The sequence below is a fragment of the Rhizorhabdus dicambivorans genome (assembly GCF_002355275.1).
Lineage (GTDB): Bacteria > Pseudomonadota > Alphaproteobacteria > Sphingomonadales > Sphingomonadaceae > Rhizorhabdus > Rhizorhabdus dicambivorans.
In genome coordinates this window covers 1,521,352-1,537,885 of sequence record NZ_CP023449.1, presented here as the reverse complement: position 1 = coordinate 1,537,885, position 16,534 = coordinate 1,521,352, and the positions used below count along the sequence as shown (strand labels likewise).

The 16,534-nt window shown below is 65.6% G+C and carries 16 protein-coding genes; 13 read left to right on the top strand and 3 right to left on the bottom strand.

Features of this window, described 5'->3' with window-relative positions; genetic code table 11:
* The first annotated feature begins 9 nt into the window (after positions 1 to 9).
* The 13 genes from CMV14_RS07300 to CMV14_RS07240 all read left to right on the top strand — a co-directional run bounded on the left by CMV14_RS07300 (position 10) and on the right by CMV14_RS07240 (position 13,523).
* On the top strand, positions 10 to 1,545 hold the full coding sequence (locus CMV14_RS07300) for a class I adenylate-forming enzyme family protein (protein WP_066960476.1): 1,536 nt from the start codon (positions 10 to 12) through the stop codon (positions 1,543 to 1,545).
* 187 nt (positions 1,546 to 1,732) lie between these two features.
* Positions 1,733 to 2,983 (top strand): sarcosine oxidase subunit beta family protein, encoded by a 1,251-nt coding sequence (locus CMV14_RS07295; protein WP_066960479.1) that lies wholly within the window; start codon positions 1,733 to 1,735, stop codon positions 2,981 to 2,983.
* Between the two features lie 10 nt (positions 2,984 to 2,993).
* Positions 2,994 to 3,281, top strand: coding sequence for a sarcosine oxidase subunit delta (locus CMV14_RS07290; RefSeq protein WP_066960482.1), 288 nt, complete (start codon positions 2,994 to 2,996; stop codon positions 3,279 to 3,281).
* The gene (locus tag CMV14_RS07285; protein WP_066960486.1) at positions 3,278 to 6,244 is read left to right on the top strand and encodes a sarcosine oxidase subunit alpha family protein; all 2,967 of its coding nucleotides are present in this window, start codon (positions 3,278 to 3,280) and stop codon (positions 6,242 to 6,244) included. Before CMV14_RS07290 ends, CMV14_RS07285 begins: the two co-directional genes overlap by 4 nt.
* Positions 6,237 to 6,791, top strand: a complete 555-nt coding sequence (locus CMV14_RS07280; protein ID WP_066960488.1) for a sarcosine oxidase subunit gamma — start codon at positions 6,237 to 6,239, stop codon at positions 6,789 to 6,791. Before CMV14_RS07285 ends, CMV14_RS07280 begins: the two co-directional genes overlap by 8 nt.
* Positions 6,788 to 7,678 (top strand): formyltetrahydrofolate deformylase, encoded by an 891-nt coding sequence (purU, locus tag CMV14_RS07275; RefSeq protein WP_066960491.1) that lies wholly within the window; start codon positions 6,788 to 6,790, stop codon positions 7,676 to 7,678. Before CMV14_RS07280 ends, purU begins: the two co-directional genes overlap by 4 nt.
* Before the next feature lie 72 nt (positions 7,679 to 7,750).
* Entirely contained in the window at positions 7,751 to 9,127 is a 1,377-nt protein-coding gene (locus CMV14_RS07270; protein ID WP_066960494.1) for an L-serine ammonia-lyase, read from the top strand.
* Between the two features lie 154 nt (positions 9,128 to 9,281).
* Positions 9,282 to 10,229 (top strand): GlxA family transcriptional regulator, encoded by a 948-nt coding sequence (locus CMV14_RS07265; RefSeq protein WP_176489004.1) that lies wholly within the window; start codon positions 9,282 to 9,284, stop codon positions 10,227 to 10,229.
* Between the two features lie 132 nt (positions 10,230 to 10,361).
* Positions 10,362 to 11,531, top strand: a complete 1,170-nt coding sequence (locus CMV14_RS07260) for an FAD-dependent monooxygenase (RefSeq protein WP_066960499.1) — start codon at positions 10,362 to 10,364, stop codon at positions 11,529 to 11,531.
* Positions 11,532 to 11,546: 15 nt separating this feature from the next.
* Positions 11,547 to 12,125, top strand: a complete 579-nt coding sequence (locus tag CMV14_RS07255) for an acyl-CoA-like ligand-binding transcription factor (protein ID WP_066960502.1) — start codon at positions 11,547 to 11,549, stop codon at positions 12,123 to 12,125.
* Between the two features lie 86 nt (positions 12,126 to 12,211).
* Positions 12,212 to 12,706, top strand: a complete 495-nt coding sequence (locus CMV14_RS07250) for a hypothetical protein (RefSeq protein WP_139114680.1) — start codon at positions 12,212 to 12,214, stop codon at positions 12,704 to 12,706.
* A gap of 38 nt (positions 12,707 to 12,744) precedes the next feature.
* Complete coding sequence (locus CMV14_RS07245) at positions 12,745 to 13,050, top strand: chorismate mutase (RefSeq protein ID WP_139114681.1); 306 nt, start codon at positions 12,745 to 12,747, stop codon at positions 13,048 to 13,050.
* 68 nt (positions 13,051 to 13,118) lie between these two features.
* On the top strand, positions 13,119 to 13,523 hold the full coding sequence (locus tag CMV14_RS07240) for a VOC family protein (RefSeq protein ID WP_066960511.1): 405 nt from the start codon (positions 13,119 to 13,121) through the stop codon (positions 13,521 to 13,523).
* 51 nt (positions 13,524 to 13,574) lie between these two features.
* Here CMV14_RS07240 and CMV14_RS07235 read toward each other — a convergent pair whose 3' ends face one another.
* From CMV14_RS07235 to paaG, 3 genes are read right to left on the bottom strand one after another with little or no spacing between them, the layout of a single operon-like run.
* Positions 13,575 to 14,771, bottom strand: a complete 1,197-nt coding sequence (locus tag CMV14_RS07235; protein ID WP_066960513.1) for an acetyl-CoA C-acetyltransferase — start codon at positions 14,769 to 14,771, stop codon at positions 13,575 to 13,577.
* Positions 14,772 to 14,782: 11 nt separating this feature from the next.
* Entirely contained in the window at positions 14,783 to 15,700 is a 918-nt protein-coding gene (locus tag CMV14_RS07230) for an SDR family NAD(P)-dependent oxidoreductase (RefSeq protein ID WP_066960516.1), read from the bottom strand.
* 12 nt (positions 15,701 to 15,712) lie between these two features.
* A complete protein-coding gene (gene paaG / locus CMV14_RS07225) occupies positions 15,713 to 16,504 on the bottom strand; it encodes a 2-(1,2-epoxy-1,2-dihydrophenyl)acetyl-CoA isomerase PaaG (protein ID WP_066960519.1) in 792 nt (263 codons plus the stop codon).
* Positions 16,505 to 16,534 lie beyond the last annotated feature (30 nt).

Here is a 16,534-nt window from a genome sequence, read left to right as displayed (position 1 = left end):
ACGATCAGCATGACGGCCAATGCAGCCGAGCAGATGAGGGCGAGCCTCGACGCGATCCTCGATATCGCGCCCGAACAGGAGGCAGTCGAGTTCCGCCGCCAATGGTGGACGTGGGGCACTCTCAGGGCGCGGAAACAAGCGATCGAGGAAGCGATCAGCCAGGCAGGCCTCGGCCCCGACATAAGGGTTGGAGTGATCCTGCGGAACCGGCCGGAGGTCATCCCCGCCGTCCTCGCCGCCGTGGCGACGGGGAGATGCTTGGTCACGCTCAACCCGACCCTGCCGGACGCAGCCCTCCGCGCCGATATCTCGAAGCTGAAGCTGCCGGTCATCGTCGCTTCCTCGGTGGACTGGGCGCGCAGCGAGGTAAGGGAGGCCGGGCTCGAAAGCGGTGCGCTGTGCATAGAGCTCAGCGAAGAGGTTGGCGGATGCGTCCAACTGCTGCAGCGCCTGTCCCCTGATCGTCTCGACGACTTCAACAGCCTCGCGCCGGGGATTGCGGTCGAGATGCTGACGAGCGGCACCACGGGTGCGCCAAAGCGCATCCCCCTCAGACGCTCGCGTTTCGCGCAGTCGATACTCGGCGCCGCCAAGTTCGAGGCCGGTCGCAGCAAGGACGACTCCCCCCGGCTGCGTCCGAGCACCCAGCTCCTGCTGACGCCCTTCGCGCATATCGGCGGTCTCCTGGCCCTGCTGAACGCACTACTCGCGGGTCGGAAGACCTGCGTCCTCGAAAAGTTCGAGGTCTCCGAATTCCAGGACGCCGTCAAAAGGCACCGGCCGAAGGTGGTGCAGACGCCGCCGGCCGGACTCGCCATGGTGCTTGCCGCAAGGATACCGAAGGAGGATCTCTCCAGTCTCGTCGCCTATCGCACCGGCGCAGCACCCCTGGACCCCGCGCTCGCCGACGAGTTCTGGCAGACCTACGGCATTCCCGTCCTCCAGAACTACGGCGCCACGGAACTCGGCGGCGTGGCAGGCTGGACCTTGGACGACTTCAAGGCTTATTGGCCCGAAAAGCGCGGGGCAGTCGGCCGGCTCAATCCCGGCGTGGAAGCGCGGATCACGGCCGTCGGCGGCGAGGTCCTCGCGACCGGTGAGGAGGGCATCCTCGAACTCAAGGGCTCGCAGATCGGCGATCCGGATAGCTGGACCGCGACGACGGACCTGGCCGTGCTCGATAAGGACGGCTTCCTCTGGATCAAGGGCAGGGCGGATGCCACCATCATACGCGGCGGCTTCAAGATCCAACCCCACTCCGTCGCCGAAGCGATCGAACGCCACCCGGCAATCCGCGAGGCCGCGGTGGTGGGCATCGCCGACAGGCGATTGGGGCAGGTGCCCGCTGCGGCCTATGCATTGAAACCCGGGACGACGCCGCCTTCGGTCGCCGATCTGCGGAAATTCCTCAGGGAAATGCTGCTCCCCTACCAGATACCGGCCGAATTCATCCGGGTCGACGAGCTGCCCCGCACCGCCTCGATGAAGGTGGGACTACAGGCCGTGCGGGAACTGTTCGAGCACCGGCAAACCGAGGAGGGCTGAACCGGGATCGGACGATGCTCAGGCGATGCCCGTCGGCGATTTGGTCCGAGGTGACGAACATGCCTTCCATCGAAGCCTCCGGTCGGCTCCCGGACGCGGGCCGACCGAATAACCATTGTCCGAAATATACGATCACATGCCTCGTTTATACTATGCTTGAATAGCGGTCCGGTGGAAAGGTCGCCGCATGAGATTCTCGGCCCTCACCCTTTTGCGGAGCGCGTTCAACGGCCAAACCGCATATCCGCAACAGTGGCGGAAGGCGGAACCGCGGCAGTGCTACGACATCGTCATCATAGGCGGTGGCGGTCATGGCCTGGCGACCGCCTACTATCTCGCCAAGGAACACGGCATCACGAACGTTGCGGTGGTCGAAAAGGGCTGGATCGGCGGCGGCAATACGGGCCGGAACACGACGATCATTCGATCCAACTATCTGTTCGATGAAAGCGCGGCGCTTTACGATCATGCGCTTCAGCTGTGGCGGAACCTGAGTCAGGACCTCAACTACAACGTCATGTTCAGCCCCCGCGGCGTGCTGATGTTGGCCCACACCGTACACGACATTCAATCCATCAAGCGGCACGTCCACGCCAATCGACTCAACGGCATCGACAATCATTGGCTGTCGCGACAGCAGGTCGCGGAATTCTGCCCCGGACTCAACATGTCGCGCGATGCCCGCTATCCGATCGTCGGCGCGGCCCTGCAGAGATCCGGAGGCACGGCAAGGCACGACGCGGTCGCCTGGGGCTACGCCCGCGCGGCGAGTGCGCGAGGCGTCGACATCATCGAGAATTGCATGGTGACCGGAATCCGGCGGGGTGCCGATGGCGCGGTCACCGGCGTCGAAACCTCCCGCGGGTTCATAGGCGCCGGGAAGATCGGGGTCGTTACCGCCGGCCGCAGCTCCCAGGTGATGGCGATGGCCGACGTGCGGCTGCCCATCGAGAGCTATCCCCTGCAGGCCCTCGTCTCCGAGCCCACGAAACCGGTGCTCGACTGCGTGGTCATGTCCAACACCGTGCACGGCTATGTCAGCCAGTCCGACAAGGGCGAGCTCGTCATCGGCGCGGGATCGGACGCCTATGCCGGCTATGGCCAGGCCGGAAGCGCGCACGTTACCGCCCAGGCCGTCGAGGCGGTCTGCGAGCTGTTCCCCCAGTTCGCGCGGATGCGGATGCTGCGCAACTGGGGCGGGATCGTCGACCTCACGCCAGATCGGTCGCCGATCATCGGTGCCACACCCGTGCCCGGTCTTTACGCTAATTGCGGCTGGGGCACCGGCGGCTTCAAGGCCACGCCAGGCTCCGGGCACGTCTTCGCCCACATCCTCGCCACCGGGAAACCACACCCGATCGCAGCGCCCTTCTCCCTGGATCGCTTCGTCAGCGGACGGTTGATCAACGAGGCGGCGGCGGCGGCGGTCGCGCACTGAGGAGGCCCCGATGCTGGTTATCGAATGTCCGTTTTGCGGGCCCCGCCCCGAGATCGAATTCCGCTATGCGGGTGAGGCCCATATCAGCCGCCCGCTCGATCCGGCGTCGCTCGACGACGCGGCCTGGGCGGCCTATCTTTATGAGCGCAGCAATCCCGCGGGCCACCATGCCGAACGCTGGCATCATGTCCATGGCTGCCGCCGTTACTTCAACGCCTTGCGCCACACCGTGACCAACATCTTCTCGGGAAGCTACCCCGCCGGCACGCCGCGACCGCCGCTGGAGTGCGGACAATGAAGGACTCCTTCCGTCTGTCGGACAAAGGTCGGATCGATCGTGGGCGCCCCGTCAGCTTCAGCTTCGACGGACGCCGGATGACCGCATACGCAGGAGATACGCTCGCCAGCGCGCTCCTGGCCAATGGAGTGCATCTCGTTGGCCGCTCCTTCAAATATCACCGGCCGCGCGGCGTGCTGGGCGCCGGTGTCGAGGAGCCCAATGCCCTGGTCACCATCGACCGCGGGCCCGGCCGGGTACAGCCGAACGTGCAGGCGACCACCGTCGAGGTCCATGAGGGCCTGGTGGCGCGCAGCCAGAACCGTTGGCCTTCGCTGAGGTGGGACATCGGGGCCATCAACGACGCCGCATCGGCCCTGATTCCCGCCGGCTTCTACTACAAGACCTTCATGTGGCCGCGATCGGCCTGGAAGACGGTGTACGAGCCCGCGATCCGACGCTCGGCAGGACTTGGTCCGCCACCGACGGATGCCGATCCCGACAGCTATGCCCTTCAATATGACCATTGCGAAGTGCTTGTGGTCGGGGCGGGGCCGGCCGGCCTGGCCGCAGCGCTGGCAGCCAGCACAGGCAGGGCGCGGGTCATCCTGTGCGATGAGCGCTCCGAACTTGGCGGCTCGCTTCTCGCCGATCCCGATGCCGTCATCGACGGCATGGACGCCTGGACCTGGCTGGAGCGGACGACCGCCGAACTGTCGGCCAGGCCCAATGTGACGATCCTGACGCGAACCACCGCTTTTCGCTATGGCTCGCACAACATGATCAGCCTGGCCGAACGCGTCAGCGATCACGTCGCGGACGCGGCGCCGGGATCGCTGCGGGAGCGGTGGCGCCAGGTGCGCGCCGGCCGGGTCATCCTTGCCACCGGCGCCCATGAACGGCCGATCGTCTTCAAGGGGAACGATCGGCCCGGCGTCATGCTGGCTTCGGCGGCACGTGCCTACCTCAACCGCTACGGCGTGCGCCTCGGTCGCGCGGGAGTGGTCTTGACCCGGGACGACAGCGGCTATCAGACGGCGTTCGATCTGGCGCGGGCCGGAATCGCAACGACGATCGCCGACCTGCGCACCGCCCTCCCCGCCCTGCTGGCCGGCGAGGCCGCGAAACTCGGTATCGAGGTGATCCGGGGCGCCAAGCCGTTGAAGACCACCGGTCGGCTGCGGGTCACATCCGTCGAGATCGCACTGCCGGGTGGCCGGCGGCGGACCTTCCGGTGCGACCTCGTGCTGATGGCGGGGGGCTGGACACCGACCGTCCATCTCTTCTCGCAAACGCGGGGGGCATTGCGGTGGGACGAGCGGCTCGAAGCCTATATTCCCGGAGAGTCCAGCGAGGCTCTGACCTGCGTCGGCGCATGCCAAGGCGACTTCCCGACCTCGGCAGCGTTGCAGAACGGCTTCGCGGCCGGCGCAAGCGCCGTAGGCGTGGAGCCGGGCCGGGCACCCCTCTGCGCACGCGCGGATGGCGCCATCGACATGCGCCAGACGCCGATGAGCGTCGCGGCCGACAGCGCGATGGCGTTCATCGACTTCCAGAACGACGTGACCTCGAAGGACCTGAGGCTCGCCGTCCGCGAGGGGTTTCTCTCGGTCGAGCATTTCAAGCGCTACACGACGACCGGCATGGCGACCGATCAGGGCCGCACCTCCAACGTCAACGCGATGGCCGTCGTCGGCGAAGCGATGGGCGTGCCGATGGGGCAGGTCGGCATCACCACGTTCCGACCGCCCTATACCCCGGTCACCTTCGGGACACTGGCCGGCAACAACCGAGGCGAGGGCTTCCTGCCTGCCCGCCTGACGCCGACCCATGAATGGGCCGTCGCCCGAAGTGCGGTGTTCGAGGACGTGGGCCTCTGGAAACGCGCCCGCTATTTTCCGCAGGACGGGGAGAGCATGGAAGCCGCCGTGCGGCGCGAATGCCGGATCACGCGCGCGGCGGCAGGCATCCTCGACGCGTCCACCCTCGGGAAAATCGAGGTCGTGGGCCCTGACGCCGCCGAATTCATGAACCGCATGTACGTCAACGCCTGGACGAAGCTGAAGCCCGGCGGCTGCCGTTATGGCGTTCTGCTGCGGGACGACGGCTTCATCTTCGACGATGGCGTGGTCGGCCGGCTCGCCGAGGACCGCTTCCATGTCACGACGACGACCGGCGGGGCGGCCGGCGTGTTCAATCTCATGGAGGACTATCTCCAGACCGAATGGCCCGACCTCGACGTGTGGCTCACCTCAACCACCGAACAATGGGCGGTCGTCGCAGTCCAGGGTCCGCGTGCGCGCGACATCCTTGCGCCACTGGTGGAAGGCATCGACCTGTCGGTCGAAGCCTTCCCGCACATGGCGGTGCGGGAGGGGCGGATCGCAGGCGTGCCGACACGCCTGTTCCGGGTGAGTTTCACCGGCGAACTGGGCTTCGAGGTGAATGTCCCGTCGAGCCGTGGACTGGAGGTTTGGGAAGCCATCTGGGCGCAAGGCCACAAATATGGGGCGACGGTATATGGCACCGAAACGCTCCACGTGCTGCGCGCCGAGAAGGGCTTCATCATCGTCGGCCAGGAAACCGATGGCACGGTGACTCCGGACGATGTCGGACTGACCTGGGCGATCGGCAAGGCGAAGCGCGATTTCGTAGGGAAGCGTTCGCTCACCCTCGCCGGCCCGGCTTCACCCGACCGGAAGCAACTCGTCGGCCTCCTGCCCTCGGGGCACTCGACCGTGCCGGATGAAGGCGCCCAGCTGGTGCGCGACAGCGCCCTGACGCCCTTCAGCGCGCAAGGCCATGTCACATCCGCCTATTGGAGCGAAGCGCTGGGCGGGCCGATCGCGCTCGGCCTGCTCAAAAACGGCAGGGCCCGTCACGGCGAGCTCGTCCGCGCCACGAGCCTGGACGGTGCGCCGACCCTGTGGCGCGTCTGCGAACCGGTCTTCCTGGATCCCAAGGGAGAGCGCCTCAATGCATGATACCGACAAGCCGATCGGACATCTGGCCGGAACGGGTCTCCCGTTCCGTCCGCTGGCACCGGGGCACCAATGGGCGCTGCGTCTCCGCGCGCAGGCGATCGAGGAGGCATCGGCAGCCTGGCAGGCGCCGCTGGACCTCGCCCCGCTCGCCAGTTCGTCGCGCGACGGGCGGCACGCCCTAAAACTCGGACCCGACGAGTGGCTGCTGATCGCGCAGACGGCCGACGCCGCGGATGGCCTCGCCGCCCTGGCCCGCTCCACACCGCTTTCGCTCGTCGAGATCTCCGACCGCGAACTCGCATGGGAGCTATCCGGGGACAATGCCGCCCAAGTGCTTGCGGCGGGCTGCCCGCTCGACCTCGCGGACGCCAGCTTCCCCCCGGGCCGGGCCACGCGGACTGTCTATGGCCATGCGGAAATCGTCCTGTGGCGCCCGGGCGCCGAGCGTGCCTGGCAGGTTCGTGCGCTTCGATCCTTCGCATCCTACCTGACACGCCACCTGGCCCATGCCGGCCGGCAGTGCGAGAGCAAGAGAACCCATCAATGACGCCTGCCCCCAAGACGCCAGCCCCACTGTCCGACGCGGTCTACCGGCTCACCGTTTCCTGCCCCAACAAGCCCGGGATCGTGGCCGCGATCACGACCGAGCTCTTCCGGCATGGGGCCGACGTGCTCGAAGCCCACCATTATTGCGACACCGAAACGGCGCGGCTGTTCGTGCGGCTGACGTTCAGCCTGCCGTCCGCCGTGGCGCCGGACGTCGTCCGGGCCGATTTCGCCCCGATCGCGGCGAAGCTCGCGATGGAATGGTCTCTGGTGCCGGCGGACGAGAAGAAGAGGGTCCTCATCCTCGTTTCGAAATTCGACCATTGCCTGGTGGATCTTCTCTACCGCTGGCGGATCGGAGAGCTGCAGATGCAGCCGGTTGGCATCATTTCCAATCATCCTCTTGAGACATTCGCTGGAACCGACTTCGGAGAAATCCCCTTCCACCACCTGCCCGTCTCCAGGGCCGACAAGGCCGCACAGGAAGCGAAGATCAGGCAGCTGGTGGTCGAAACGGGTGCGGAACTGGTGGTTCTGGCCCGCTACATGCAGATTCTGTCCGACGAGCTCGCGGCCTTCCTCGCCGGACGGTGCATCAACATCCATCACAGCTTCCTGCCAGGCTTCAAGGGAGCAAAGCCTTACCACCAGGCGCATTCGCGCGGGGTGAAGCTTATCGGCGCCACGGCTCACTACGTCACGGCCGACCTCGACGAAGGGCCGATCATCGAGCAGGACGTCGAGCGGATCAGCCACCAGGACACGCCCGAGGATCTGGTCAGCAAGGGACGGGACATCGAGCGCCGTGTGCTGGCGAGAGCCGTTTCTCTCCACCTGAGCGGCCGTTCATTCGCCAACGGACCGAAGACCGTCGTGTTCAGGGACTAGCGATGCACCTTCAGAATCGGCGGCGCGCCGGATTTCGCTGACGTCGGCGAGCTGGGAAGGTTGGAGAATGGAATGATCGTCAGCACGTTCGAATTGTTCAAGCTGGGGGTCGGTCCGTCGAGCAGCCACACCATGGGCCCGATGATCGCCGCGGGACGGTTCGTGGCGGAGCTTGAGCGGACGGGCCGCCTGCACTCGACCGCAGGCCTCAAGGTGACGCTCTACGCATCGCTCGCCCTGACCGGCAAGGGGCACGCGACCGACCGTGCGGTTCTGCTGGGGCTTTCGGGCTTCTGGCCGGACACGATCGATCTCGATGCGGCGGACGCCGCTCTCCAAGCTATCCAGACCGGCCGCCGCCTCACCCTCGGCGGCGGGAGCCCGATCGCGTTCGATGCCCAGGAAGACATAGTCTGGGCGCATCGCGAGCGGCTGCCCGGACACCCCAACGCCCTGCGCCTGACGGCCATCGACGCGTCGAACGAGGCGATCCTCGCCAAGACCTACTACTCCATTGGCGGCGGGTTTGTTATCGCCGAAGACGAGGCAGAGCTGCGGACGCTCGGCGACAATCGGGGCGAAGTTCCCCTGCCCTTCGCCTCCGCCACGGAACTCCTGCGCCAGGCCGATGCAGCCGGACTGACGATCGCGGGGGTGATGCGCGAGAACGAACTGGCCCTGCGCACCGGGGAGGAGCTTGAATCCGGGCTGGACGACATCATCGCAGCCATGGACGCCTGCATGGATCGAGGCCTCGGTCAGCACGGTGAGCTTCCGGGCGGGTTGAAGGTGAAGCGGCGGGCCAAAGAGATGCTGGCCGCTCTCGAAGCGCGCGAAGCGGCCGGGGATCCTGACCCCCTGGCGCCCATGGACTGGGTGAATCTGTGGGCCATGGCGGTCAACGAGGAGAATGCCGCGGGCGGGCGCGTCGTCACGGCACCAACAAACGGTGCCGCCGGCATCCTTCCCGCCGTTCTGCGCTACTTCGACCGGTATCACGGCTCGACGCCGGACAGTCGACGCGTCTTCATCCTCACGGCGGCGGCGATCGGGGCACTCTACAAGCGCAACGCGTCGATCTCGGGAGCGGAGGTCGGGTGCCAGGGGGAAGTGGGTGTCGCCTGCTCGATGGCCGCGGGCGCACTGGCGGCGGTGCTCGGAGGCACCAACGCCCAGGTCGAAAATGCGGCGGAAATCGCGATGGAGCACAATCTCGGCCTGACGTGTGACCCGATAGGCGGGCTCGTCCAGATCCCCTGCATCGAGCGCAATGCGATGGGCGCGATCAAGGCCATAGATGCAGCGCGCCTCGCGTTGATGGGAAACGGAGAGCATCATGTTTCACTCGACAAGGTCATCGAGACCATGAAGCGCACCGGTGCCGATATGAGCGATGTCTACAAGGAGACCTCGCTCGGCGGGCTCGCGGTGAGCTTCGCGGATTGCTGACCGCGGCAGCGCGACAGGGGTGACGTTGCATTGTCCGCGAAGCCATCTCGATCTATCACCACCGTCGTACATGCCGAAGGCTGAAACCCGCGCGGCGCCTGTTCCGGTCAGGCCTCATCTGCGAGTGGCGGTTCTGCCCTTGCCGAACTTCACCATGCTCGCGCTCGCCGGCTTCATCGACACCCTGCGTCTGGCCGCGGACGAGGGGGACCGGTCGAGACAGATACGCTGCCAATGGTCGGTCCTCAGCGAAGGCAGGAAGCTGGTGAAGGCGAGCAACGGCATTGTGGTCCAGCCGAACGATGGGCTGATCGATCCCCAAACGTTCGACTATGTCGTCGTCATAGGGGGCACGCTCCATGGAACGGAGCAGGAGACCGAAACGCTGCTCGCCTATCTGCGGGCCGCCGCCGCTGCGGGAATTCCACTGATCGGCCTGTGTAACGGCGTCTTCACCCTTGCCCGGGCAGGGCTGATGCAGGGGCGCCGCGCATGTGTGAGCTGGTTCCATCATGTCGACTACTCGGCCGAGTTCCCCGACCTTCCCCTGGTCTCCGATCGGATGTTCCTCGTCGACGGCAACCGTATCACCTGTCCGGGAGGCGTAGGCTCGGTTCATCTGGCCAGCTGGCTGGTGGAGCGTCACCTCGGCCCCGGTTCGGCCGCGAAGGGCCTCCGGATCATGCTCGAGGAGGCCGCGATACCGGCTGAGGCACCGCAGCCCGCCCCTGCCGTCCATGGCTTCGCGCAGGCCCGTGATCCGCGCGTGCGCAGAAGCCTGCTCGCGATCGAACGGCTTCTCGATCAGCGTCTAAGCCTTGCCGATATCGCATCGATGGTGGGGTCGACGCCGCGAAACCTGACGAGGCTGTTCGTGGCCGACCTCGGAATGACGCCCAAAGCAGCCCAGGAGGTGATACGGATGGGCCGCGTTCGGCGCCTGCTCAGCGACACCCAATGGCCCATCGCCCACATCGCAGCCGAATGCGGATTCACCGATGCATCGCATCTCATCAAGCGCTTTCGGGACTTTGAGGGTGTGACGCCCGTGCGCTATCGCGACCAGCGCTCTTCGGGCGTGGGAGAGAACGGGGCGGACTGACGCCGGACGCAGCGGTTCCTACCAACCATCAGACGTCCACCACTTTCATCTCGCGACAATAAAATTGCCTAAAAAGCAAAATTGCACTTTAGGCAATTTTATTGTACGACCGAGTCGGAAATGAGGTGTCTGATGACCAAGAAAACCGTTTTGATCGCTGGAGCCAGCATCGCCGGGCCTGCGCTCGCCTTCTGGCTCGATCGCATCGGCTACGCCGTCACGATCGTGGAGCTCTCGCCGACCTTGCGCCTGGGCGGACAGGGCGTGGACGTTCGGGACCAGTCGATTCAGGTCGTCGAGCGCATGGGACTGATGGATGTCGTCAGGGAGCGCAGGGTCGACGACATCGCCGCGAACTTCGTGGACGCGAAGAACCGCCTGATCGGCTCGCTCGATCTCCAGGCGCTCCAGAAAGAGGGCGGAGGAGCAGCCGAAATCCGGCGCGGGGAACTGTCCAGCATTCTCTACGAGAACACGCGCGACTCCGTGGAATATGTCTTTGGCGATGCGATCAGTGGCCTCAGCCAGGACGCGTCGGGCGTGGACGTGACATTCGAGCAGGGTGCTCCGCGCAGGTTCAACCTGGTGATAGGAGCCGACGGATTTCACTCGGGGGTCCGCCGCATCGCGTTCGGTCCGTCCGACCAGTTCGTCAGGTTCAAGAAACATTATTTTGCCGTCACGATGGCCTCCACTCCCTTCGCCCAGAAAAGGGCCAGCACGCTCTTCAACGAGCCGGGCAAATCGGTGATGGTCCAGGCGGCGGGTAATGGACCGTCCATGGTCTACCTGGCGTTCCGCCAGGAGGAGCCGCTCGAATATCACTACCGCGACATCGAGCATCAACGTCAGATTCTACGCAATGCCTTCGAAGGCGTGGGTTGGGACACACCGAACATCCTGAAGCAGATAGACGACGATCCCCATTTCTACCTCGACGCGCAGGCACAGGTGGTGATGCCCTCCTGGTCGAACGGAAGGATTGCGCTGGTCGGCGACGCGGCGCATTGCGCCTCCCCCTTCTCCGGCGCCGGAGGTCTGCTCGGACTGATTGGCGCTTATCGACTGGCTGGGGAACTGTTCGCCGCCAACGGCAATCATGTGGAGGGTTTCAAGAACTACGACCTCGCCCACCGCCCTCTCGTGCTGGAAAAACAGGGTCATCTGTTCACCGGCATGTTCGTGCCGCGCACATGGTTGGGGACGAAAGTGCGGAATGGGTTGGTGAGATCGGGACTGCTCAAGCGCGTTTTCGGCCTCGACAAACCGAACACCACGCCGTTGACCGACTACGGAATGTGAAGTCGGAGAACCCTGATGTCATCCACCATACCGCTACGCGAACGAAAGAAGGACGCGACCAAGGCTGCCCTGGCCAGCGCGGCTTTGGAACTGGCGGACAAATATGGCCTGGCGCAACTGCGGATCGAGGATATCGCCGAACAGGCCGGCGTATCCCTGCGGACCTTCCGGAATTACTTCCCGAATAAGGAAGCTGCGGTCGTGGGGGTCCTGACCCACAACTATGATCTCGTCGTCGAGGCGCTGCGCGAACGGCCGGAAGACGAAGAGCTGTGGGTAGCGCTCGCCCATGCCTGCGCGGCTCTCTACCCGACAGACCCGGACCGTGCGTGGGTCAGGCGCATGCGACTGCTGAAGGCCGAACCTGCGCTGGCGGCTGAGAAATATCGTTCCGACGCGACGGCGCTGGAAGCGCTGGCACAGCAGATCAGCACGCGGAAGGGCAAGTCCGGCTACGACGTCTATCCCCGCTTCGCCGCCGAAGTTACCCAGGCGGCCCTGAGGGCAGCCATCGACTATTGGCTCGACACCCCGAACACTCCGCCTCTCAGCCAGGTCGTTCGGGACTTCATCTCGCGAATCCGCATCCAATAGGCCGCATTGGCCGCACGCACCGGACAAAAATGATTGCCGTCGCGTGGAGCGAACAAGCCCCCCCGAGTGACAAGGAGAATACGCCCATGATGACTGCAGACCATCCAAATGCCCTCTGGCTCGCGCATCTCTACGAAGGGGTTATTGCGATCCAGAGCGATCAAAGCCTCGAGCCGTCCGAGCGGGACGAGAAGCAGGTCGCCCATCAGCGATCCGCCTTCGCCAAGGTGTCGCCCGATTTCGTGATCCACACTGGCGGCGTGCGCCTGGCCGCGACCGGAGGCGCCGAGTTCACCCAGGCCTATGGCGCGCGCCGGATGGCGATTGCCGGCCACAGCTTCCGGCTTCTGGGAGTCGATCAGATCCTCGCCGACGATTATTATGGGATCGTTCGCCTCCTCACCCGGCTGGAACGGGACGGCAAGGCCGAAGATTTCATCGGCGTCGGCGGGTGGCGCTTCGAGGGGGACCTCGCCGTCGAACATTGGGAAATGGTGCCCGGCCAGCTTTGGGACGCGGCGTTCCTGATCGCCGATCTGCAGTTCCAGGGCGAGGCGAGGGATTTCTGGCTGGCCAAGTGAAAGGCGGCCCGCCCGGCAGGCCCCAAGGGAGACATATCATGACGGACCAGACATTGGCCGAACTCGAGCGGATCAGAAAGGACATCGAGAGCCTCGACCATGACATCGTCGCCCTCGTGGCCCGGCGCCTCGACTTGTGCCGTGCAGTGGCGCCCTTGAAAATGTCCGCCGGGCTCGAGGCCCACATCCCTCATCGTGTCCAGCTGGTCATCGATCGGTGGATGAGCCATGCGGTCGAGCGCGGGATAAACCCCGAACTGATGCGCAGTATCTGCGGACAGATCATCGCCGAAGGCGAGACGCTGCAGATCGAGAAAATGCAGCAGGCCGAGAGTTCCTCATAATAGCCGCCCCCGGCCAATGCCGCCGAGGGTACATGCACAACCGTCCGACCCACGATGGGAGAACGAACATGTCCGTAATCAGGCTCGACCATGTGACGATCAGGACGACAGACCTTGTCGCCACCCTGCGCTTCTACGAGCAGTTTTTCGGCCTTAGGCCCGGTTTCCGGCCCGACTTCTCGGTCGGAGGGGCCTGGCTCTATGCCGAGGGCGGCGACTATCCCATTCTGCACGTGATCGAAACGGACAATAACCTGCCCGGCATGCGCGACCATGTGGCGTTTCGCGTGACGGGTCTCGCGGCATATCTCGACAAGGTGAAGGCCGACGGCTGCGCCTATATGGCGATCCCCGTGCCTGGGACCAACCTCGTCCAGGTACAGCACCGAGATCCGAACCGGCTGCTGGTCGAAGCCACCTTCGAGGGCGAGCCGATCGAACCCGGCGAGATACGCGACAGGCAGGTGGCGTAGGGCCAGACGGTTACAAGCCCGACGTCGGGCTCCCCGCCTGTACGCGCCGCCTCATGCGCGTTCGAACAGGGCCGCGACGCCCTGGCCTCCGCCGACGCACATCGTCTCCAGCCCATAGCGCACGTCGCGGCGCTGCATCTCATGCAGCAGCGTGGTCATGATGCGCACCCCGGTGGCGCCGATCGGGTGGCCCAGCGAAATTCCCGAACCGTTGACGTTGAGCTTGTCGCGATCATCCCAGCCCCATCCCTTGAGGACGGCGAGAACCTGTGCGGCGAAGGCCTCGTTGAGTTCTACCAAGCCGACGTCGTTCCATCCAAGCCCGGTCTTGGCGAACAGCCGCTCCACGGCCGGCACCGGTCCGATCCCCATGGTCGCGGGATCGCAACCGGCCGCCGCCCACCCGACCAGGAATCCCATCGGTTTCAGGCCAAGCGGCTCCAACAGGTCCTCCGCCACAATCAGGCATGCCGACGCTGCATCATTCTGCTGGCTCGAATTGCCCGCCGTGCAGATTCCGTCCGCCATCATCGGACGGAGCTTCGACAGCGCTTCCGTCGTCGTGTCGCCCCGCACACCCTCATCCCGATCGAACAGGAGCGGCTCCCCCCGTTTCTGTGGAACGGACACGGGCACCACCTCGGCGCTCAACACGCCGCTGTCCCAGGCGCGGGCTGCCTTGTGCTGGCTATCGGCAGCAAAGGCGTCGGCCTCCTCGCGCGAAATCCCATATTGGCTGGCCAGATTCTCGGCGGTCTCCACCATCCCCGAAATCCGGCCGAAGCGCTCGACCGGCTGCGAGCGCTCGCGGCCCCGGTCCAGCCGATCATGGAGGATCGGCGAGCCCTGCCGAACGCCGCTTCGCAATCCGGTGACATAGTGCTCGATGTTGCTCATGCTCTCGACGCCGCCCGCCAGCACCACGTCGGCTGCCCCGGTCTGGATCATCATCGCGGCCGTGACGATCGCCTGGAGGCCGCCGCCGCAGCGGCGGTCGAGCTGCATGCCCGGAACCTCGACCGGCAGACCCGCGGACAGGGCCGCCCAGCGGCCAACGCAGGGCGTCTCGCTGTTGGCGTAGCTCTGCGCGAAGACCACATCCTCGATCATCGCGGGATCCACCCCGCTGCGCCCGACCACGGCCTTGACCACGATGGAGCAGAGATCCTCGACCGGAACGCTACTGAGGCCCCCCAGGAACTTTCCGACAGGGGTACGAACAGGGCTTACGATGGCGGCGCGGCGCATGACGGCTCCGATCAGACTGGGTCGTATGGAAAGACGGTGGCGGAAGCGCCGAGGTCGGTGAATTTGGGTTTCAGCGCGTTGAGGGCGTCGCCGAGCAGCGTCTCCGGCGTCCAGCCGTCGCCCCGCGCCACCGAGGCGATCGGCCGCGGCTGATTGAACAATATGACTTCATTCCCGCGCACCGCGAATATCTGACCGGAAACGTCGGAGGCGGCGTCGGCGGCGAGCGCTATGGCCAGCTGGGCCACCTGCTCCGCCCGCATGCCTGTGCGCATCCGCTCGACGCGCTGCGCGGACGCCTCGTCCGTCACGGGGATGGTGGCGATCATCCGCGTCCAGGCGAAGGGAGCGATGACGTTCGAGCGGACGCCCTTTGCGGCGCCTTCCATGGCGAGGATTCTCGACAGCCCGACCACGCCCATCTTGGCCGCAGCATAATTCGCCTGCCCCAGATTGCCGATCAGCCCGGAGGTGGAGGTGAAGTGCACGAAGGAGCCACTGCCCTGCTCGCGGAACAACTCGACCAGCGCACGCGACACGTTGAAGGCGCCCCGCAAGTGCACTTCGACGACCGCATCCCAGTCCGCCTCCCGCATCTTGTGGAACATCCCGTCGCGCAGGATGCCGGCGGGATTGATGACGGCGTCGATGCGTCCAAACTCGTCCAGCGCCTGCCGTACCATCCGCTCGACCGCCGTGAAACTGGCAACGCTATCCCGATTGGATACCGCCTCGCCGCCGCTGGCGCGGATCTGCCGCGCCACGCCTTCGGCGGTCTCGGGAGAATCGTCGTCCTTGCCCGTTACGCCCGCGCCCAGATCGTTGACGATGACCTTCGCACCCTCGCGCGCGGCGAGCAACGCGCACTCGCGCCCGATCCCGTTCGCGCCGCCGGTGACCAGCACCACCTTGCCGTCCAACACACCCATGATCGCTCCCCCTCAGCGCCCCTTGAAAGCCGGGCGCCGCTTCTCCTCGAAGGCGCGAACGCCCTCCGCATAATCCTCGCTCCAGCCAAGTTCCCTCTGCAGATCCCGCTCGATATCCAGCTGCTGCTCCAGGGTCGACGTACTGCTCGCCCGGATCGCCCGCTTGATTCCGGCGAGCGCCAGCGGCGCCATGGCGGCAAGCCGCCCGATCAACGCCTCCACCGCCTCGGCAAAAGCCTCGTCATCAACCGCACGCCAGATCAATCCCCATTCGGCGGCCGTCTGTGCGGGCAGCGGCTCGGCCGTCAGGGCCAGTCCCATGGCGCGCGCCTGGCCGGCCAACCGCGGGAGATGCCAAGTGCCGCCCGCATCCGGCACGAGACCGATCTGCGCGAAGGATTGTATGAATTGCGCGCTCTTGCGAGCGATGACGATGTCACAGGCGAAGGCGATGGAGGCACCGGCGCCCGCTGCCACCCCGTTCACCGCGCAGATCACGGGCGCGGGCAATCGCGCCAGGCGCCGCGCCAGGGGTCCCCACCGCCACTCGAGCGATGCCCCCAGATCGCGTGGCTGTTCGCCGGATTCCCGCTTTAGCTCCAGCAGGTCCTGGCCCGCGCAGAAGCCTCGACCTTCCCCGGTCAGCAGCAGCAGCTTCAGATCGCGGTCCGCCGCGAGCTGTTCGAGAACACCCCCAATCTCCTCGTGCATCTTCACGGTGAAGGCGTTGAGCCGCTCCGGCCGGTTCAGTCGGATGCGGGCCACACCCTCTTCGCGCTCGAATATGATCGTTTCAAAACCCATGTCAGACCCCGATGAAGCACTGATGCCTTA

Bases quoted from the DNA above. Each gene is read 5' to 3' on its own strand.
- CMV14_RS07300 (WP_066960476.1), top strand. From the start codon at position 10: ATGACGGCCAATGCAGCCGAGCAGATGAGGGCGAGCCTCGACGCGATC.
- CMV14_RS07295 (WP_066960479.1), top strand. From the start codon at position 1,733: ATGAGATTCTCGGCCCTCACCCTTTTGCGGAGCGCGTTCAACGGCCAA.
- CMV14_RS07290 (WP_066960482.1), top strand. From the start codon at position 2,994: ATGCTGGTTATCGAATGTCCGTTTTGCGGGCCCCGCCCCGAGATCGAA.
- CMV14_RS07285 (WP_066960486.1), top strand. From the start codon at position 3,278: ATGAAGGACTCCTTCCGTCTGTCGGACAAAGGTCGGATCGATCGTGGG.
- CMV14_RS07280 (WP_066960488.1), top strand. From the start codon at position 6,237: ATGCATGATACCGACAAGCCGATCGGACATCTGGCCGGAACGGGTCTC.
- purU (WP_066960491.1), top strand. From the start codon at position 6,788: ATGACGCCTGCCCCCAAGACGCCAGCCCCACTGTCCGACGCGGTCTAC.
- CMV14_RS07270 (WP_066960494.1), top strand. From the start codon at position 7,751: ATGATCGTCAGCACGTTCGAATTGTTCAAGCTGGGGGTCGGTCCGTCG.
- CMV14_RS07265 (WP_176489004.1), top strand. From the start codon at position 9,282: ATGCTCGCGCTCGCCGGCTTCATCGACACCCTGCGTCTGGCCGCGGAC.
- CMV14_RS07260 (WP_066960499.1), top strand. From the start codon at position 10,362: ATGACCAAGAAAACCGTTTTGATCGCTGGAGCCAGCATCGCCGGGCCT.
- CMV14_RS07255 (WP_066960502.1), top strand. From the start codon at position 11,547: ATGTCATCCACCATACCGCTACGCGAACGAAAGAAGGACGCGACCAAG.
- CMV14_RS07250 (WP_139114680.1), top strand. From the start codon at position 12,212: ATGATGACTGCAGACCATCCAAATGCCCTCTGGCTCGCGCATCTCTAC.
- CMV14_RS07245 (WP_139114681.1), top strand. From the start codon at position 12,745: ATGACGGACCAGACATTGGCCGAACTCGAGCGGATCAGAAAGGACATC.
- CMV14_RS07240 (WP_066960511.1), top strand. From the start codon at position 13,119: ATGTCCGTAATCAGGCTCGACCATGTGACGATCAGGACGACAGACCTT.
- CMV14_RS07235 (WP_066960513.1), bottom strand. From the start codon at position 14,771: ATGCGCCGCGCCGCCATCGTAAGCCCTGTTCGTACCCCTGTCGGAAAG.
- CMV14_RS07230 (WP_066960516.1), bottom strand. From the start codon at position 15,700: ATGGGTGTGTTGGACGGCAAGGTGGTGCTGGTCACCGGCGGCGCGAAC.
- paaG (WP_066960519.1), bottom strand. From the start codon at position 16,504: ATGGGTTTTGAAACGATCATATTCGAGCGCGAAGAGGGTGTGGCCCGC.